The sequence below is a fragment of the Paenibacillus gansuensis genome (assembly GCF_042684925.1).
GTDB classification, from domain to species: Bacteria; Bacillota; Bacilli; order Paenibacillales; family DY6; genus Paenibacillus_N; species Paenibacillus_N gansuensis.
The window spans coordinates 30,871-44,013 of the sequence record NZ_JBHUME010000013.1; the positions used below are offsets into that span (position 1 = coordinate 30,871).

The 13,143-nt window shown below is 45.9% G+C and carries 19 protein-coding genes; 3 read left to right on the top strand and 16 right to left on the bottom strand.

Annotation, left to right across the window (positions count from 1 at the left end; all coding sequences use genetic code 11):
* Nucleotides 1-787: 787 nt before the first annotated feature.
* From ACFSUF_RS19500 to ACFSUF_RS19515, 4 genes are all read right to left on the bottom strand, one after another.
* Nucleotides 788-874 carry a hypothetical protein gene (locus ACFSUF_RS19500; RefSeq protein ID WP_377606000.1) on the bottom strand — a complete coding sequence of 29 codons (87 nt, stop codon included), beginning with the start codon at nt 872-874 and terminating at the stop codon, nt 788-790.
* 17 nt (nt 875-891) lie between these two features.
* Nucleotides 892-1,236 carry a hypothetical protein gene (locus ACFSUF_RS19505; protein WP_377605633.1) on the bottom strand — a complete coding sequence of 115 codons (345 nt, stop codon included), beginning with the start codon at nt 1,234-1,236 and terminating at the stop codon, nt 892-894.
* Between the two features lie 28 nt (nt 1,237-1,264).
* Nucleotides 1,265-1,810 (bottom strand): zinc-ribbon domain-containing protein, encoded by a 546-nt coding sequence (locus ACFSUF_RS19510; protein ID WP_377605635.1) that lies wholly within the window; start codon nt 1,808-1,810, stop codon nt 1,265-1,267.
* A 105-nt stretch (nt 1,811-1,915) separates the two neighbouring features.
* The gene (locus ACFSUF_RS19515; RefSeq protein WP_377605637.1) at nt 1,916-2,137 is read right to left on the bottom strand and encodes a small, acid-soluble spore protein, alpha/beta type; all 222 of its coding nucleotides are present in this window, start codon (nt 2,135-2,137) and stop codon (nt 1,916-1,918) included.
* 183 nt (nt 2,138-2,320) lie between these two features.
* Between ACFSUF_RS19515 and ACFSUF_RS19520 the strand changes: the two genes are divergently transcribed.
* Together ACFSUF_RS19520 and ACFSUF_RS19525 are read left to right on the top strand one after the other, a co-directional pair.
* A complete protein-coding gene (locus tag ACFSUF_RS19520; RefSeq protein ID WP_377605639.1) occupies nt 2,321-3,601 on the top strand; it encodes a Y-family DNA polymerase in 1,281 nt (426 codons plus the stop codon).
* Nucleotides 3,598-3,924 (top strand): YolD-like family protein, encoded by a 327-nt coding sequence (locus ACFSUF_RS19525; RefSeq protein ID WP_377605641.1) that lies wholly within the window; start codon nt 3,598-3,600, stop codon nt 3,922-3,924. Before ACFSUF_RS19520 ends, ACFSUF_RS19525 begins: the two co-directional genes overlap by 4 nt.
* Nucleotides 3,925-3,981: 57 nt before the next feature.
* On the opposite strand, the gene ACFSUF_RS19530 is transcribed toward ACFSUF_RS19525, so the two are convergent.
* The gene (locus ACFSUF_RS19530) at nt 3,982-4,845 is read right to left on the bottom strand and encodes an ATP-dependent DNA ligase (RefSeq protein ID WP_377605643.1); all 864 of its coding nucleotides are present in this window, start codon (nt 4,843-4,845) and stop codon (nt 3,982-3,984) included.
* Nucleotides 4,846-4,964: 119 nt separating this feature from the next.
* Between ACFSUF_RS19530 and ACFSUF_RS19535 the strand changes: the two genes are divergently transcribed.
* Entirely contained in the window at nt 4,965-5,648 is a 684-nt protein-coding gene (locus tag ACFSUF_RS19535; protein WP_377605645.1) for an SOS response-associated peptidase, read from the top strand.
* 59 nt (nt 5,649-5,707) lie between these two features.
* On the opposite strand, the gene ACFSUF_RS19540 is transcribed toward ACFSUF_RS19535, so the two are convergent.
* From ACFSUF_RS19540 to ACFSUF_RS19590, 11 genes are all read right to left on the bottom strand, one after another.
* Nucleotides 5,708-5,953, bottom strand: coding sequence for a type II toxin-antitoxin system HicB family antitoxin (locus tag ACFSUF_RS19540; RefSeq protein ID WP_377605647.1), 246 nt, complete (start codon nt 5,951-5,953; stop codon nt 5,708-5,710).
* A gap of 128 nt (nt 5,954-6,081) precedes the next feature.
* The gene (locus ACFSUF_RS19545; protein WP_377605649.1) at nt 6,082-6,474 is read right to left on the bottom strand and encodes a hypothetical protein; all 393 of its coding nucleotides are present in this window, start codon (nt 6,472-6,474) and stop codon (nt 6,082-6,084) included.
* 49 nt (nt 6,475-6,523) lie between these two features.
* Entirely contained in the window at nt 6,524-7,363 is an 840-nt protein-coding gene (locus ACFSUF_RS19550) for a phosphoadenosine phosphosulfate reductase domain-containing protein (protein ID WP_377605651.1), read from the bottom strand.
* Entirely contained in the window at nt 7,353-7,784 is a 432-nt protein-coding gene (locus ACFSUF_RS19555; protein ID WP_377605653.1) for a hypothetical protein, read from the bottom strand. Before ACFSUF_RS19555 ends, ACFSUF_RS19550 begins: the two co-directional genes overlap by 11 nt.
* Before the next feature lie 251 nt (nt 7,785-8,035).
* The gene (locus ACFSUF_RS19560) at nt 8,036-8,497 is read right to left on the bottom strand and encodes a hypothetical protein (RefSeq protein WP_377605655.1); all 462 of its coding nucleotides are present in this window, start codon (nt 8,495-8,497) and stop codon (nt 8,036-8,038) included.
* The gene (locus ACFSUF_RS19565; RefSeq protein WP_377605657.1) at nt 8,494-8,721 is read right to left on the bottom strand and encodes a hypothetical protein; all 228 of its coding nucleotides are present in this window, start codon (nt 8,719-8,721) and stop codon (nt 8,494-8,496) included. The genes ACFSUF_RS19560 and ACFSUF_RS19565 overlap by 4 nt, the downstream gene beginning before the upstream one ends.
* Nucleotides 8,722-8,781: 60 nt before the next feature.
* A complete protein-coding gene (locus ACFSUF_RS19570) occupies nt 8,782-9,777 on the bottom strand; it encodes a ThiF family adenylyltransferase (protein ID WP_377605659.1) in 996 nt (331 codons plus the stop codon).
* A 1-nt stretch (nt 9,778) separates the two neighbouring features.
* Nucleotides 9,779-11,158: a hypothetical protein gene (locus tag ACFSUF_RS19575; protein WP_377605661.1), complete on the bottom strand. Its 1,380-nt coding sequence runs from the start codon at nt 11,156-11,158 to the stop codon at nt 9,779-9,781.
* A gap of 62 nt (nt 11,159-11,220) precedes the next feature.
* Entirely contained in the window at nt 11,221-11,922 is a 702-nt protein-coding gene (locus tag ACFSUF_RS19580) for a hypothetical protein (RefSeq protein WP_377605663.1), read from the bottom strand.
* A complete protein-coding gene (locus tag ACFSUF_RS19585; RefSeq protein WP_377605665.1) occupies nt 11,919-12,665 on the bottom strand; it encodes a hypothetical protein in 747 nt (248 codons plus the stop codon). The genes ACFSUF_RS19580 and ACFSUF_RS19585 overlap by 4 nt, the downstream gene beginning before the upstream one ends.
* A 19-nt stretch (nt 12,666-12,684) precedes the next feature.
* Nucleotides 12,685-13,029: a hypothetical protein gene (locus ACFSUF_RS19590; protein WP_377605667.1), complete on the bottom strand. Its 345-nt coding sequence runs from the start codon at nt 13,027-13,029 to the stop codon at nt 12,685-12,687.
* Nucleotides 13,030-13,143 lie beyond the last annotated feature (114 nt).

Sequence of the window (13,143 nt, forward strand, 5' to 3'; positions counted from 1 at the left end):
GGATCCTTATCCGGTCCTCCCGCGGCAATGAAGAACGCGTGTGCTTTAGCGACCAAAATAAAAAAAGACGATTTCTCGTCCCCTTACTTAAGGTCTGGCTTCTCTGTAGCTTTATGAGTTTTATCCACTCGGGAGCGGTTCCTTGAACTGCTTACGGAAGATGTCAGCCCGGCGCGGGTAGGTTTAGATGTCGGATTGTATTAATCTTAAGTTTGCGACAGGCTGCCTCCGGCCTTTTCCCAACTGAGACTATCTTGACGCCCGGAAAAAGATTCAGAACGAGTGGCAGGATCGAAATTCCCCACTCAATTTCATATCGCATGGAGGTCCGGTTTTTACACCTTTCATCGAACGGATGCAGCGGGAATACGTTCCACATAAACGATGGGCGGGCTAATGTTTCACAGCTTGATTTCCGCTTACGACAAAACCTCTATCAGAAGCCGCTGCCCGTCCTCCAGTTGGTTATAGAACTAGCCATATCTCTTATTCTGACACACTAAAGATTCCCTTACCAACAAGCGTCTCTTCTTTTGAATTAAATACCTTAAATGTATACTCACCAACTTCCCCAGGAATAGGGTACTTACTGCTCATTCCTTTCCAATCTGGCACAACTTCGGTCTCGTAAGTATCGTAAACAGTTCTATTTTTTTCAACAACAATTTTGTACTTGCTTGCATCCCCACTTAAGGGCGTCCATTATAATGAAAAAGGGCCCAAGCCCCTGAGACTTATATTATTCAACAATTACTATGTTCATTCAGCAAGTTTATCCCCTAATTATCTAGTGCCCCTTGTCCCTCTTATTGACCACATATGTGTTGGCCATCATGTCATGGAGTCCTTGCTTCTTTCCATGAAAAGCAATCATTACAAAACCAATCCAGATTAAAAATACAGAAACAGCTTGGCTCCCTTATTATCTGTTATCACAGCACCGATGGCTAATTTGCCGATCGTGCCTTGAAGATACGTTGAGGGCCAGTAGGATTGATAAAAAAACCAGATGATGATCTCCCATATTATTGAAGTGTTGAGAATAGTTAATAAGGCCCCAACTAATGTAGAATCAATTAAAAAAGCAAATAGACGTCTCCAAAAACCAACATATTTTACCTGTTCCTGAATGACGTGGTAGACCACATGCTCGCTAACCGTAGTATTCTTGTTTTCCGGAGAGATCACTTTTCTACCGTACTTACTGGACTCGATATCCTTAAGCCACTTATCCAACCTGGGATTTTCCGACACATTTTGCCCTTCAGGTGAGATGTTCATATAGTATTTTAAGGATCTTTCCTAACGTTTTCGTACCGAGATTTCGCGTCCGCAGAAGAACTTCAATGCGCACATTTAATAAATCTTCTAAGTTTTTTATATCATTTCGCAATAAGCTGTTGACAGCTCGCTGATCATCAATAAGATCTTTTATCTTATCCTGAGAATAATGCCCTTGGATCCCAAGGAAACCTCTGACTGTCTCATTCTCATGTTTAGAAAAGATTGCAACGTTATAGCGCTCCTCCATAGATATCTTAGGTTTGCTTACTTTTACAGTGCAATCCAAACATTTGTTTTTCCTATTGTAAAAATTTCGGTAAGTCAATGAAAAACTATGATGTTTAGGACATTTCCACCAAACTGGATTCTTTGTCGCGAGTTTCACTTCATTTGGACCACATATGTTCTTAGTGGAATCCCAATACCTCATTGCAACAGGATCGTCGCTAACTTTTTGAAAATGACTAATTTCGGTGGGTATATTAGCATACTTTTTTCTTAACATAGCAAGTTCTAAATCATCCATTGTGAGCCCCCCCAAACAACATTTTACTTCATTTGGGTATTTCTGCCTATGTATATAGACAAAAAAATGGCCACAGAAGTTGTGGCCATCTCCGAGTTGATATGCTTATCTTCTGAAACCAGACAGCTGCGATTCAGCAATTTCCACCATTCTACGTACCATATGTCCACCAATTGCACCCGTGTCTCGAGTAGCGTAGTTACCATAGTAGCCATCCTGCGGAATTTGAATTCCGAGTTCTTGAGCTACCTCGTATTTAAATTGCTCTAACGCTTTTTTTGCTTGTGGAACAACTAATGTGTTGTTTCTACTGGATCCAGAACCCATTTGAAAAGCCACCCTTCATTTTTGATGTAGCTTGCTACCTTAGTGTTATCAGGCCAAATTTTTCTATGCATACGATTTACAATTTTTTGTCATAGCAATCCGAACATATATTCGCATATAATTGGGTATACATAAAACAAGAACTCATGTTCTTATACTGTAAAAATAAGGGTGGAAATAAAAATGGACTTCTCCAATCTACCGCGTAATAACTGTTACTGTATTGATGCTAAATCTTTTTACGCTTCAGTCGAATGCGTACTTAGGGGGTTAGACCCACTAACTACCTATTTAGCTGTCGTTGGCTCGCTTGATCGTTCTGGCGCCGTTGTATTGGCTGCAAGTCCGCTCATGAAACGAGATTTTAAGATCAAAACTGGCACCAGGCACTATGAAATACCCAAACATCCTCATATTCATGTAGTGGAAGCACGAATGGGTCTTTACCTTGATTTTTCAATGAAAATACCTAAAATTTTACAACGCTTTACACCCTTAGAAGCAATAACGATATACAGCGTTGATGAATGTTTCTTTACAGTGGACGGTGCGGAAAATTTGTTTGGTGATAAGTTTTCAATTGCAAGACAGGTTCAGGCAGCAATTAAAAAAGAGATTGGAGTACCTACCGCGGTGGGCTGCGGAGAAAATTATTATCAGAGTAAGGTAGCATTAGATTGCCTGGCAAAAAGGAATGAGGCTACTGGATATATCGAGGGTGTTACCTATGAAACTTTCGCCGATAAAATGTGGCCAACACCAATCAAAGACATATGGGGAATTGGCTCCCGAATAGAAAAGCGATTACATCGACTTGGTATTTACACCTTGGGTGATGTTGCAAAATACCCATTAAACTTACTTAAAAAGCAATTCGGGAATGCGATCGGGCAAGAGCTTTACAACCATAGCTGGGGAATTGATCTAACCAATCCCTACTACAAACCACAAATTAATCAAACCACGAATCTGCATCAGAAGGGTTTCTCCGCTGGCATCACCCTTCTGCGTGATTACCAAGGAGCTGAAATATATCCAGCTATACTGGATCAGGTAGAGGAAGTCACTAGAAGAGCAAGAGCATCTAAAATGGCCGGCCGCACCATCACCCTGGCTGTTGGATTTAGCCACACTTTAGGCGGCGGAGGTTTTAGCCAAGCTAAAACGGTACACAATCCAACCAACATTACGATGGATATTTATGAAGTGTGCAGGGAGATTTTCAATAAACATTATGAAGGCCAAGTTGTTAGAAATCTCCACGTCTCTCTAACCAACCTTACTCAAGATGAAATCGTTCAGTTAGACTTGTTTGAAGATAAAACAAAACAACGAGAGATTGGTTATGTAATGGATTCAATTAAAAACAAATTCGGATCAACTGCTATTTTCCGGGCAACAAGTTTAATGGAAGGCGGAACAGCGCTAGCCCGAGCCGGCACCATTGGAGGGCATAAAGCATGATCCATGATAGAGGACGAATTAAATGGGTTTCCCTCATGATTCCACAGCACAAAAAATTAATTGCTAATCTCTATCATTCAGAAAGCGATGTCACACTACCTACAATAGATGAGCAAAAAATGGAAGAAATGAATGAGGTTATTTCCCTTGCTTTACAAGAGGAACGTGATGTCGTGTTGAAATATTTTTCAAATCGAAGACATTTCGAAGTCACCGGAACAATAGAACGAGTGGATCCATTAACTAAGCAAATTCGAATAGTGGTTGGCTCTGAAATTAAGATCATTACTTTTGCCAATTTGATCGATGTTTATTTTGCATAAAGAGACCCCGGGATACCCCGGGGTCTCTTTATGCAAAAACGAGAGGCAATTCTTTTTCTAAGATAGAACTTCATCTAAAACAGGCAGCCTCATAAATCCACTTTTATAATATCCACGATGACGTACCCTGCAGGTAATAAGGGGCTCAACGAATACAAATTTCTTATTCTCGTCAACAACAGAACACCCCAAACGGGGCCAAATTTCCTTCCGGTGCTTTTGCGTTATTCCGAGTTCCATCGTCCCGAGCGGCTTTATACGGCCGTCTTCCGGAGCGCCGATTAACCAATGATGGTTTTCCTTTGAATAACCCGTTATAACCACATCGGAACTGCTGTAATTGATGACCTTTTGCCATGCCCAAGATCGGATCGCTTTGCTTCCCGGCTCGCAGGGTCGAGAGCGGGTCTCGTATTTACTGTCACGCTTTTTTAGCACGATACCCTCCAAGCCCGCTGCCTTAACGATCTCAAATAATTGAACTGGATTACCGTGGATTATTCGCATACGGGAGTAATGCTCTGTTTCCTGCATCTCCGCTTCTAAAAGTTCCAAACGCTTTTCAAGCGGCAGCCCCGTTACATTTTCACCGCGGCAATACAAAATATCGAAGGCGCAGAATTGAACCTTGTAATTCGCCTTGCGGGAATGAAAGCGGGACAAACAAGCCTCAAAGTCGGGGTGTCCCTTCTCGTCGACAACAATTAATTCACCGTCAAGGATGGTGCCTTTACTGATGGGTGGATTATGGAGCTCGGGAAATCGGGAGGTCACGTCCTGATTTTTTGTGTACAGCTTGAAATGATCCATATTAGAAACAAGTAAACGAATGCCGTCTAATTTCAAGCTTGCAAGATAGTCCTGATGTTCGAAAGCTTCGTTGTTAACCGAATGCATAAGTAACATAGGGGGGTAGAACATAAATTCATCACCTAATTTAATGGTAACACTGACGATAAGGTTCGGGTAATGGGAATTGATGGTCAAGCAATTCAACTGTGTTGCCAGTAGGGTATAGATAAAATTAAGGGGGTATTGATATGTGTGGAAGGTTCACCTTAACCAGTGATATCGATGAAATTGTTGAATTATTTGATATTGGACGGAATGAATTTGAGGGATACCAAAGACGATACAACATCGCCCCAACGAATATAGTGCCGGCCGTCCTAACAGTAGACGGTGAACGGGTACTGCGTGGTTTCAAGTGGGGACTGGTACCGTTTTGGTCAAAAGACGGAAAAAGCAGCTATTCAATGATAAATGCTCGTGCCGAGTCCATTCTAAAAAAGCCGGCTTTTCGTAACTTGATTGATCGAAAGAGAATCGTATTACCGTGTTCAGGCTATTATGAATGGCGGAAAGAGGGTTCCGGTAAGCAACCCTATCTCTTTCAGCTTAATTCGGAAAAAACGTTTGGGTTAGCGGGTCTTTACGACACATGGGAAGGTCCTGATAAGAATACCGTTTGGAGCTGTACGATCATTACTACATCCCCAAATGAACTTGCCGAAAAAGTCCATGATCGGATGCCCGTTATTCTCAATGAAAATGGGATCGATTTGTGGTTAGATACCAATAACATGGATAAGGATTTGCTAACTTCCCTATTAACCTCGTATCCAACAGAAGAAATGAAGTTATTTCCTGTCTCAAAGGCTGTGAACTACGTGAAAAATCAAGGCGAGGATTTAATCAAAGAGGTTGTATTAAACAGCAAATGAGGTAAAGCCCCTTTGACCGGGGGCTCACGGTTTCCACCCTGGAATTAATCGGAGTCGGATTACACTATAGATGGCACTGAAATTGTGATCTGATCTATTGTTGTTGTGTTATCGCTTGGAAAACCTTTGCCTTTCTTTTGTCCGGACTCAATCTGCATCAAGAGCAGATCTTTCGCATTTTCACGGACTTCTTCTAAGGAGTCACCGCGGGCACCGAGCCGAATGGCCGGAATGTAGGCTATGAAATCACCTTGCGCTTTGTCTTCCTCAATTAATACTTGAAAAGTAAGGCTGGTCTGGTTCACGATAATTCCTCCTATGATAATATAGCGGTTATGATATCGACTGCACGGGCAGCCTACTCGGAAAACCGAAGCGGGATCGACCGGCAGACAGCCGGTCAAACGCTTTCGTTTCCCTCAAGACGTCCGTACTAGCTCACAGATTTTAGCAATCGGTCGGATAGATCACCGCACGATCTGAAGTCATAGACACGGCGAAAATCGCCCGTCCAGACATTCAGTACATACAGGGCATCAACCATACCCGGCTTCTTCCCTTCAATCTGTTTCATACCGTCAAGCCATTCACGTTGGAAGCTCCGAACCTCCTCGATGTTGTTCAAGGGGATAAGATGCGTTCCGCAGTCGTAAACGTACCAAGCAAAAACACCGGCACCTTCACAGTGTTGCAGCGTGTATCTGTCGTTAATCTCAAAATCCTTCCGGAATTTCTCCTTCGGAATCATAGTTGAGACTATCTTACGCATCCGTGTAATCAGTGCATCGACGGCATTGAGAGTTAACGGTGCTTTGAAAATAGACATGAAAAAATACCTCCAGAGATTAGATTTTTTATTGGGTCGATTTCCTACATCAAAAGAGAGGGATTTGGTCCTCTTTGATGAAGGCACTCAGCGAGTGAGAAATGCCATCCTTGCTTTTCATGGTATGGCCAAGCTCCTCCTCCATTTGCTTCAGATACGCCCAATCCTCCGGAAATAGCTGCGATGTGCGGCTCATTTCAGCGGACGTATTGAAAATGCAAAATTTACAAGAGCAGCGGCTCACCCATTGGTAGCAGGGGTGAAGCTCGATGCCGTAATCCGCGCAAAGCTGCCTGACTTCGGTTTTGAGCATAGCCTTGATCGGCTTGAGCCAATGAACCGTTCGATTCTTACGGCCCGTGGCATGTGCCGTATGGAGTTTAAAAACAGGCTTTTCAGCCCGCTCTTTCGACTCCTCGGACCGCTCGCCGGTCAGGAGCAGGATTTTGACATCATCGAACTGGCGAACCCATTTCGCGTAAACGTCTCGCTTCAAGTACGATGTGCAGAACCGGCAGGTGGAGGATGGAAACATTCCGCGCTCGCGGATCCGCTCCTCTAGGCTCAAATCATCCCATAAGACGATCAGCTGGAGATCGAGCATCTTGCTCATGTACTCCAGATACGCATCGGTCTGCGGCCAGTCGAAAAGTTGCCGTTTTGTATGGTCGTTAGGGTTACCGTCCACGCGCATGTGAACCAATTTGATCTTGTCCTTCGGGATTTTGTAGCCGTGCAGAGCGACAAGCGCTGTTGCCACGCTATCGGCACCTCCGGATACGTTCACATGAATTTCGTCATACTCATGAAGCGGGAGCATTTCGGATGGTAGTTCCGGCAACACAAAAGATTCTGCACCACGTTTTTCCCCCATCACGCTAACCGACATAGACAGCCTCCCTTCCCTCAAACAAGGAAAAGAGATCGTCTGGAACGGTTTCCTGCTTAGGTCGGAGCGTAAATGCCCCTTCCGGCGTGAATAGAAGCCCGCCAAGGCCGTTTTCAAGGTTGAAGGACATATCTACCTTGTTGTACCTCAGTCTATCGCTTATGCCCTCGAGAGCGTATTTAAGAGCTTCTTGATTCTCAAGTAGCTCCGCATCTTCCGCGCAAAAGAACTTGACCTGATGAGACCTGGCTGTAACCCAGCCTCTCGGGTTGCTCCTGCGATTCGGCTTAACCTCTGTTCCCCACGGACCGTCGATGATGACGTAATGACCTTGATAGCAGCAGGATTTCACGTGAATACTCCAGCAGTCTTTTTGCAGGTAATAATGCACGATAACTTTATACCCGTTTGAAGACGACATCCTATTACCTCCTTGTTTTCGGGCAAAAAAAAAGCCATGGAAACGCAAAAAAACACCTAAACGGTGCTTTACGTCTCCATGGCAAAATAAGCCCATTATGTGAATGTTACCGTAAATCGGTTACTCCTTCTTCGTCGAAAATGTAACGACAAAGAAAATTTTGGTGATTCGTAGTAACCCCATCTTAATAGAATCGGCAAAATTCGTCAATAAAAAGAACCAAGGGGCCGTGACCACCTGCCCCTTGGTATTTAAAACGAAAATTCATACTGACCGCATTCCGCTGCAGTGCAAACGATGGAAGTCTTAAGCGTGATCGGCGCTGGCGCATCCTCCTGGTGCGGTAAAACCGTAAGGCCGTGCTTCTGTGCAAGGGTTTGGAGCATTGCCAGCTCCTTTTGCTCGGCCTTCCTCGCAAACTCCTGACGGATCGCGTCTGCATGGTCGAGAATGTACCGCTTCAAGCGTTGGTTGAACTCGGCCGTCGGCCCGTAACAGGCGTAAAAGCACTGCTCGAAATGGTCAACGAAGTCAAGGAAGCCGGAGCCCGAAAAGGTTTCCCGGAAGCCATGAATATCGTAATGTGCGATGAATCCCGTCCGTAGGTACAGATGGTTATACAGCGTCTTGTCGATCTTCATGCTGTCACGGGAATCCACGACTTTCTTAAACTTTTTGAATAGCTTTTCCTGTTCGGCTTCGGTTAGACTCATGACGCCGCGCTCACTCCCTCACCGGTCGATCCGGCCGAATTCTGGTGCTCCTGGAGGCATTGCTCATACCAGCTTTCCCGCAAGGCGGATTGCTGCTGGCTCAACACCAACGCTTCCCCGAAATCGTACCGATCGAGCGCATCTAACTGTTTTTGATGCAGCTCGCGGTCCTGGGCTTCAAGCACTGGCGGCATGGGCCGCCAAATCGAATAATTAATTTTCATCCCGATTACCTCCCTTAAATGAACAGGGACACCGAATGGTGTCCCTGTGCTAAATGTCTCCTATTGTCCGACTAAAACAGCATCGGCAGTATCTTCAGCTAATTCCTCGTTCTCGGTTTCCTCGTGTTCATCTGCGGGATCGGGAGCCGGTGCAGAAGCATCGGACTCACCTACCGATGAAGCGGGTCGAAGAAGAACTTCTTCAACATAGGTCGGACGGGAGTTGCCCGTTTTGCTATTGAAATTAAGTACATGGACGAGAATCGAGTTTGCAGCAAACAGTTCGTTCATGACGGTTGTGATCTGGAATGCCGCCATTTCATTCGCGATCATGCGTTGCGGTTGGTACGGCTCGACGCCGCAGCTGTGGGAAGGCGGAATAGCGTCCTTCTTCGCGTCAATAGGGTAAACTCCATTGAGCGGCGGCAGGACAACCATCCCCTTCTTCTTCACGCCCACAACAACCTGACCGGAATAACCGCTGTCCAGGTGCTCCAGTGTCTCTTCCTCCGTCCACTGCTCCTCTGGCTTTTGGCCGCTCTCGGGAAGATAGACTCCTTCGATGCCGGCGTCGATGTAAATCAAATCGTCCGTCTTTTCGAAGTAGTCGTTCATGATCTTCCGAGAAAAGTCATTGTCCACGGCGCCGATTAAAACTTTTTGGATGAACATGCCGTCCGTATGCAGATAGTCCGTATGCGAAAACAAGCTTTCCAGTTGCTCCACCGATTCAATGTACGCCTCTGAGAAAGAGCCGATTTTCAACCCGTAGGTGCTTCCATACCGTTTCGCCAGCACATCAGACTTTTTCTTGCCAATATCCGATGGAATAAAGGGCTGGCGTAGTAGATTCTTTTCCTCAACCGTATCGGGATCAGCTAGCATGAGGAACGAGCGGACATTGTTGAACGCATAGAGCATTTTGGTAATCCGCTGTACGGCATAACCGCCGTTCCCGCCGCATCCAATCATCACGATATAATAGAGGAACTTGGAGACCCGACTCTTGCCGTAATTTCTCGGCGGGTCTTGATGAAAATCGAGTAGTTTGATCATTTTATAGTACCCCCAAAGAGCTGTTTAATTTGGAGATTGTCACGCGATCATGCCATTGATCCGGGTATTCAGCCTTTACGAGTGACGGCCATGAATAAAAATCCCCCTCGATAATGAATTCTGGCTCAAGAGGAATGAATCGGCCTGCCATCCCTGCACGTGTACGGACTTTATAGGTAATTTCCTGAAGGCCGTTCCGCAATTTACCGACAACACCATAAAGCATTGTTGCTTTCTCATCCTCATCATCAATTGGACTGAAAAAGGCATCCATCGTATTATGGGAATGAATCTCGGCCACACGGATAAAATGTGGCGGGAACTCAGTGTAGGTTGGAATTACTCTCGACTTTGATACCCTTTGCTTTGGTACATCTAGCACGTAGCGCTTATTCTCCGTGTCCCAATAGAAAACGCCCATTACTTCGACCTCTCCGTCATCGCGTGCTGCATAGTCAGCAAAAAAGGTTACTAGCTGAGCGAATAGGTCTCCCGGAATCTTTGGCAGGCTCATTTTGAATCCTTCTCGGCATGGTTCCAGTTCATCGACAACCGGCGCTTTGGCAATGAATACTCCGATTGCGTTTTCACGCAGCTCGTAGTACCCGTCGCGGGCAGCGAGGATGTTAATGGGCTCCTTGTTCTCGAAAAGGTCCTTTGAACGGAAGAAGAAGCCTTTCAGCCCGTGGCTGAAAAAGGACCCCTTTTTTCCGCCTGTAACCATCGGAATAATGAGGTTTTTCTTCTCGTCCCATTCCATTTTGGTTCGCTGTTTGGACAGCTCCGGAAAGTCGCGCTCCAACCGTTTTCGTACAGCCTCGAGGTCGAGCTCGGCCAATTTGTCTGCTTCGAAAAACTTGCTCAGCAGGAACGAGTTTCCCGCATACGCAATGTACGTAGCATGGTTAAACTCAGGCTTTTTCTCTTCTTTCTTGGCTGCCGCGGCGACGTTGTTGGCGGCCGTCTTTTGATCGGCCTTGACTTCCGTGTTGGCTTGTCCGCCTGCGAGCTCGGCTCTATCAGCTGCAGCTTCATCTGGTTCACTGTCTTCCGCGAGCGCCTCTTGATCCTCGTCGCTCTCTTCCTCTTGAGAATCGCATTCATCCTCGCAGGCATCCTCCGGACGCTCCTGTTGCCGCTGTTCCCGCAGCTGGGAAGAAGCTAGGTGAACGACTTTATCACCCTTCTGAACGCCTTCCAGCATAGAGTCAGTAGAACCGGTAACCATATCGGTACTTGCGGCCGTTTCGGTTGCAGCCGGGGCCTCAGAAGATGGCGCAGCCGGTGATGTTTTCGGTGCACCCTCTTTCTGTGCTGATGGCTCGGAAAAGTCTCCGTCGAAGTAAGAGAACAAATCAAACAGATCGTTAGTATTGGACATTTTAAATTCCCCCATGAATAATATTAGATTTTTATGAGCTCCAATTCGTGCGTGACAAGAGGTTAGAATGAGCCGGTGAGCTTGTGGATCCATTCCTGCAGCTTCAATCCGGTGTCCTTTAGGTAATTTTCAGGAAATGTGCCCCCTTTTACCTCTTCGACAAGCGCCCGGAATGGCTTCTTGCTAAGATTCGAACTTGAATAATAGCAGTCCGAATTCGGCGAGTTGAAGAACAATTCCGGAATCGTACCGAGTTGGGAGACACGATCGATTAACGGCAGCTTTTGGCTTCCCCAGCAAACCGTAAAAGTACTGTCGACGTTGGTATAGGGATAAAAAAAGACCTTCGATTCCTCGTTGGGAATGATTTGGTCCTCCAGCGCCGCCACGTACACTTTGGTTATGGTCAGTTTATTTTCTTGCACCATACATTCGAAACCGAATACCATCCGAGGGAATGCGACGTCCTCGATCTCCGCATCGTGATAGAACACTTTACGGTTCTGCGGTGGGACTTCAAGAAAGACGTATCGCTTCGACGGTCCCTCAGAATAGAAGAGCGTATTCCGTGGCAAAATGGGCGTCATGATGGCCGAGTAGTCGAGAGATTGAAAAAGTGCACTCACAACCGCTTCATGCGTATAAACCCCTTCCCCCAAACTCACGCCATTATGAAACTCCTCTATCGTGGGGAGGCCATGATCGCGAATAACGATGACCATTTTCGATCCGGTTTCCTTTTCTAATTGAGCAGCCGTACTCATGCCGCCACTTCCTCTCGTACTGTTTTTAATGCCGCCTGTTCAAGTATGCTGTTCAGCATCGTTCTCATGGTTTCAAAGGAGAACGGATCTCCAGCAACAAGCGAAAGACTCAAGCCCCCGCACTGCTCCATGATGCGTGAGAACACCACATTCACATGGTCTTCCATTGATACATCCACCACGCAACCAAGACGGTCGTAGACCATTTTCGTCAACAAGACGTTTTGAAGTCCGTTGACAATTTGCTCTCGCCTCGAGTGGATTAGCTCGCGAACTTCATTTCGAATTGCCACCAATACCTTCAGGAGCGGCGAATATAAACCATACTCTCCATTGAAAGTGAGGTAGAAGCAGTCACCGGCCATCCTGCCCTCCGTCTCAAACTCACAGCAGTAATCATCAGAGTGTTTGAGCATGCGGTTGAACTTGTCGATGTATCGGCCATGCTCCTCATCTTTCAGCAGTGGATAAAATGACTTCAGCTCTGGAAGCGGGATTCGATATGTATTGACGGACGAACCCCATGCGTTTAGCGATTCATTCACATGATCGACCTGTCCAAACAACCGCTCCAAACACTCCCAAAACACCGGTCCCTGCCCTCCAAATTCATAGCAGTAAAAGTTTATCGGAGTTTCCACGACGTCAACACCCGAATCATGCGCGATTTTGACGAGCGTGAAGGCGTCATACGTCGCATGCATTTGACCGAGCTGCTCCGCATAGATATACGATTTTTCCAATGACTCCTCGCACCCTTTCTTAAAAAAAGTCTACGTTTTCGGACTGCTTCTCAGGCTTCATGTGCTTAAGCTTGTAGATCACTTCCGAATTATGGAGAAACTCATGGATTGCGTTCCCCTCATTAGGATGTTGAGGGGCGCTTTCCTCTTCCTCCGCATCCTGTTGATCAACATAACTCATGGCCATGTCCAATGCCTGTTCTGCTTCTGACAACGTGAACCCGTTCCAATCTACATTCGGGCTTGAACTACCATAATGTGCGGCTTCAATCGCTCGAAAGAGACCTGGCGTATATCCTTGCAGATACGGCGCCTCCTCTTGCTTCGGCAAAGAAGCCGATAAACGGGAAAGGTTGATACGCAATTCTTATTTCCTCCTTTGGTTTAGGCAAAAAAAAAGACCAGGAAAACAAAAAAAGCGCACCCAAATAAGGTACACTTCTGTTCTCCTGGTCAAAATTTACGCCTGATAATTATT

What these genes read in the sequence shown, in the direction of transcription:
- ACFSUF_RS19525 (WP_377605641.1), top strand. Translation starts at nt 3,598, where the DNA reads ATGATCCATGATAGAGGACGAATTAAATGGGTTTCCCTCATGATTCCA.
- ACFSUF_RS19520 (WP_377605639.1), top strand. Translation starts at nt 2,321, where the DNA reads ATGGACTTCTCCAATCTACCGCGTAATAACTGTTACTGTATTGATGCT.
- ACFSUF_RS19535 (WP_377605645.1), top strand. Translation starts at nt 4,965, where the DNA reads ATGTGTGGAAGGTTCACCTTAACCAGTGATATCGATGAAATTGTTGAA.
- ACFSUF_RS19575 (WP_377605661.1), bottom strand. Translation starts at nt 11,158, where the DNA reads ATGTCCAATACTAACGATCTGTTTGATTTGTTCTCTTACTTCGACGGA.
- ACFSUF_RS19510 (WP_377605635.1), bottom strand. Translation starts at nt 1,810, where the DNA reads ATGGATGATTTAGAACTTGCTATGTTAAGAAAAAAGTATGCTAATATA.
- ACFSUF_RS19570 (WP_377605659.1), bottom strand. Translation starts at nt 9,777, where the DNA reads ATGATCAAACTACTCGATTTTCATCAAGACCCGCCGAGAAATTACGGC.
- ACFSUF_RS19565 (WP_377605657.1), bottom strand. Translation starts at nt 8,721, where the DNA reads ATGAAAATTAATTATTCGATTTGGCGGCCCATGCCGCCAGTGCTTGAA.
- ACFSUF_RS19560 (WP_377605655.1), bottom strand. Translation starts at nt 8,497, where the DNA reads ATGAGTCTAACCGAAGCCGAACAGGAAAAGCTATTCAAAAAGTTTAAG.
- ACFSUF_RS19530 (WP_377605643.1), bottom strand. Translation starts at nt 4,845, where the DNA reads ATGTTCTACCCCCCTATGTTACTTATGCATTCGGTTAACAACGAAGCT.
- ACFSUF_RS19515 (WP_377605637.1), bottom strand. Translation starts at nt 2,137, where the DNA reads ATGGGTTCTGGATCCAGTAGAAACAACACATTAGTTGTTCCACAAGCA.
- ACFSUF_RS19500 (WP_377606000.1), bottom strand. Translation starts at nt 874, where the DNA reads ATGATTGCTTTTCATGGAAAGAAGCAAGGACTCCATGACATGATGGCC.
- ACFSUF_RS19555 (WP_377605653.1), bottom strand. Translation starts at nt 7,784, where the DNA reads ATGTCGTCTTCAAACGGGTATAAAGTTATCGTGCATTATTACCTGCAA.
- ACFSUF_RS19545 (WP_377605649.1), bottom strand. Translation starts at nt 6,474, where the DNA reads ATGTCTATTTTCAAAGCACCGTTAACTCTCAATGCCGTCGATGCACTG.
- ACFSUF_RS19580 (WP_377605663.1), bottom strand. Translation starts at nt 11,922, where the DNA reads ATGAGTACGGCTGCTCAATTAGAAAAGGAAACCGGATCGAAAATGGTC.
- ACFSUF_RS19550 (WP_377605651.1), bottom strand. Translation starts at nt 7,363, where the DNA reads ATGTCGGTTAGCGTGATGGGGGAAAAACGTGGTGCAGAATCTTTTGTG.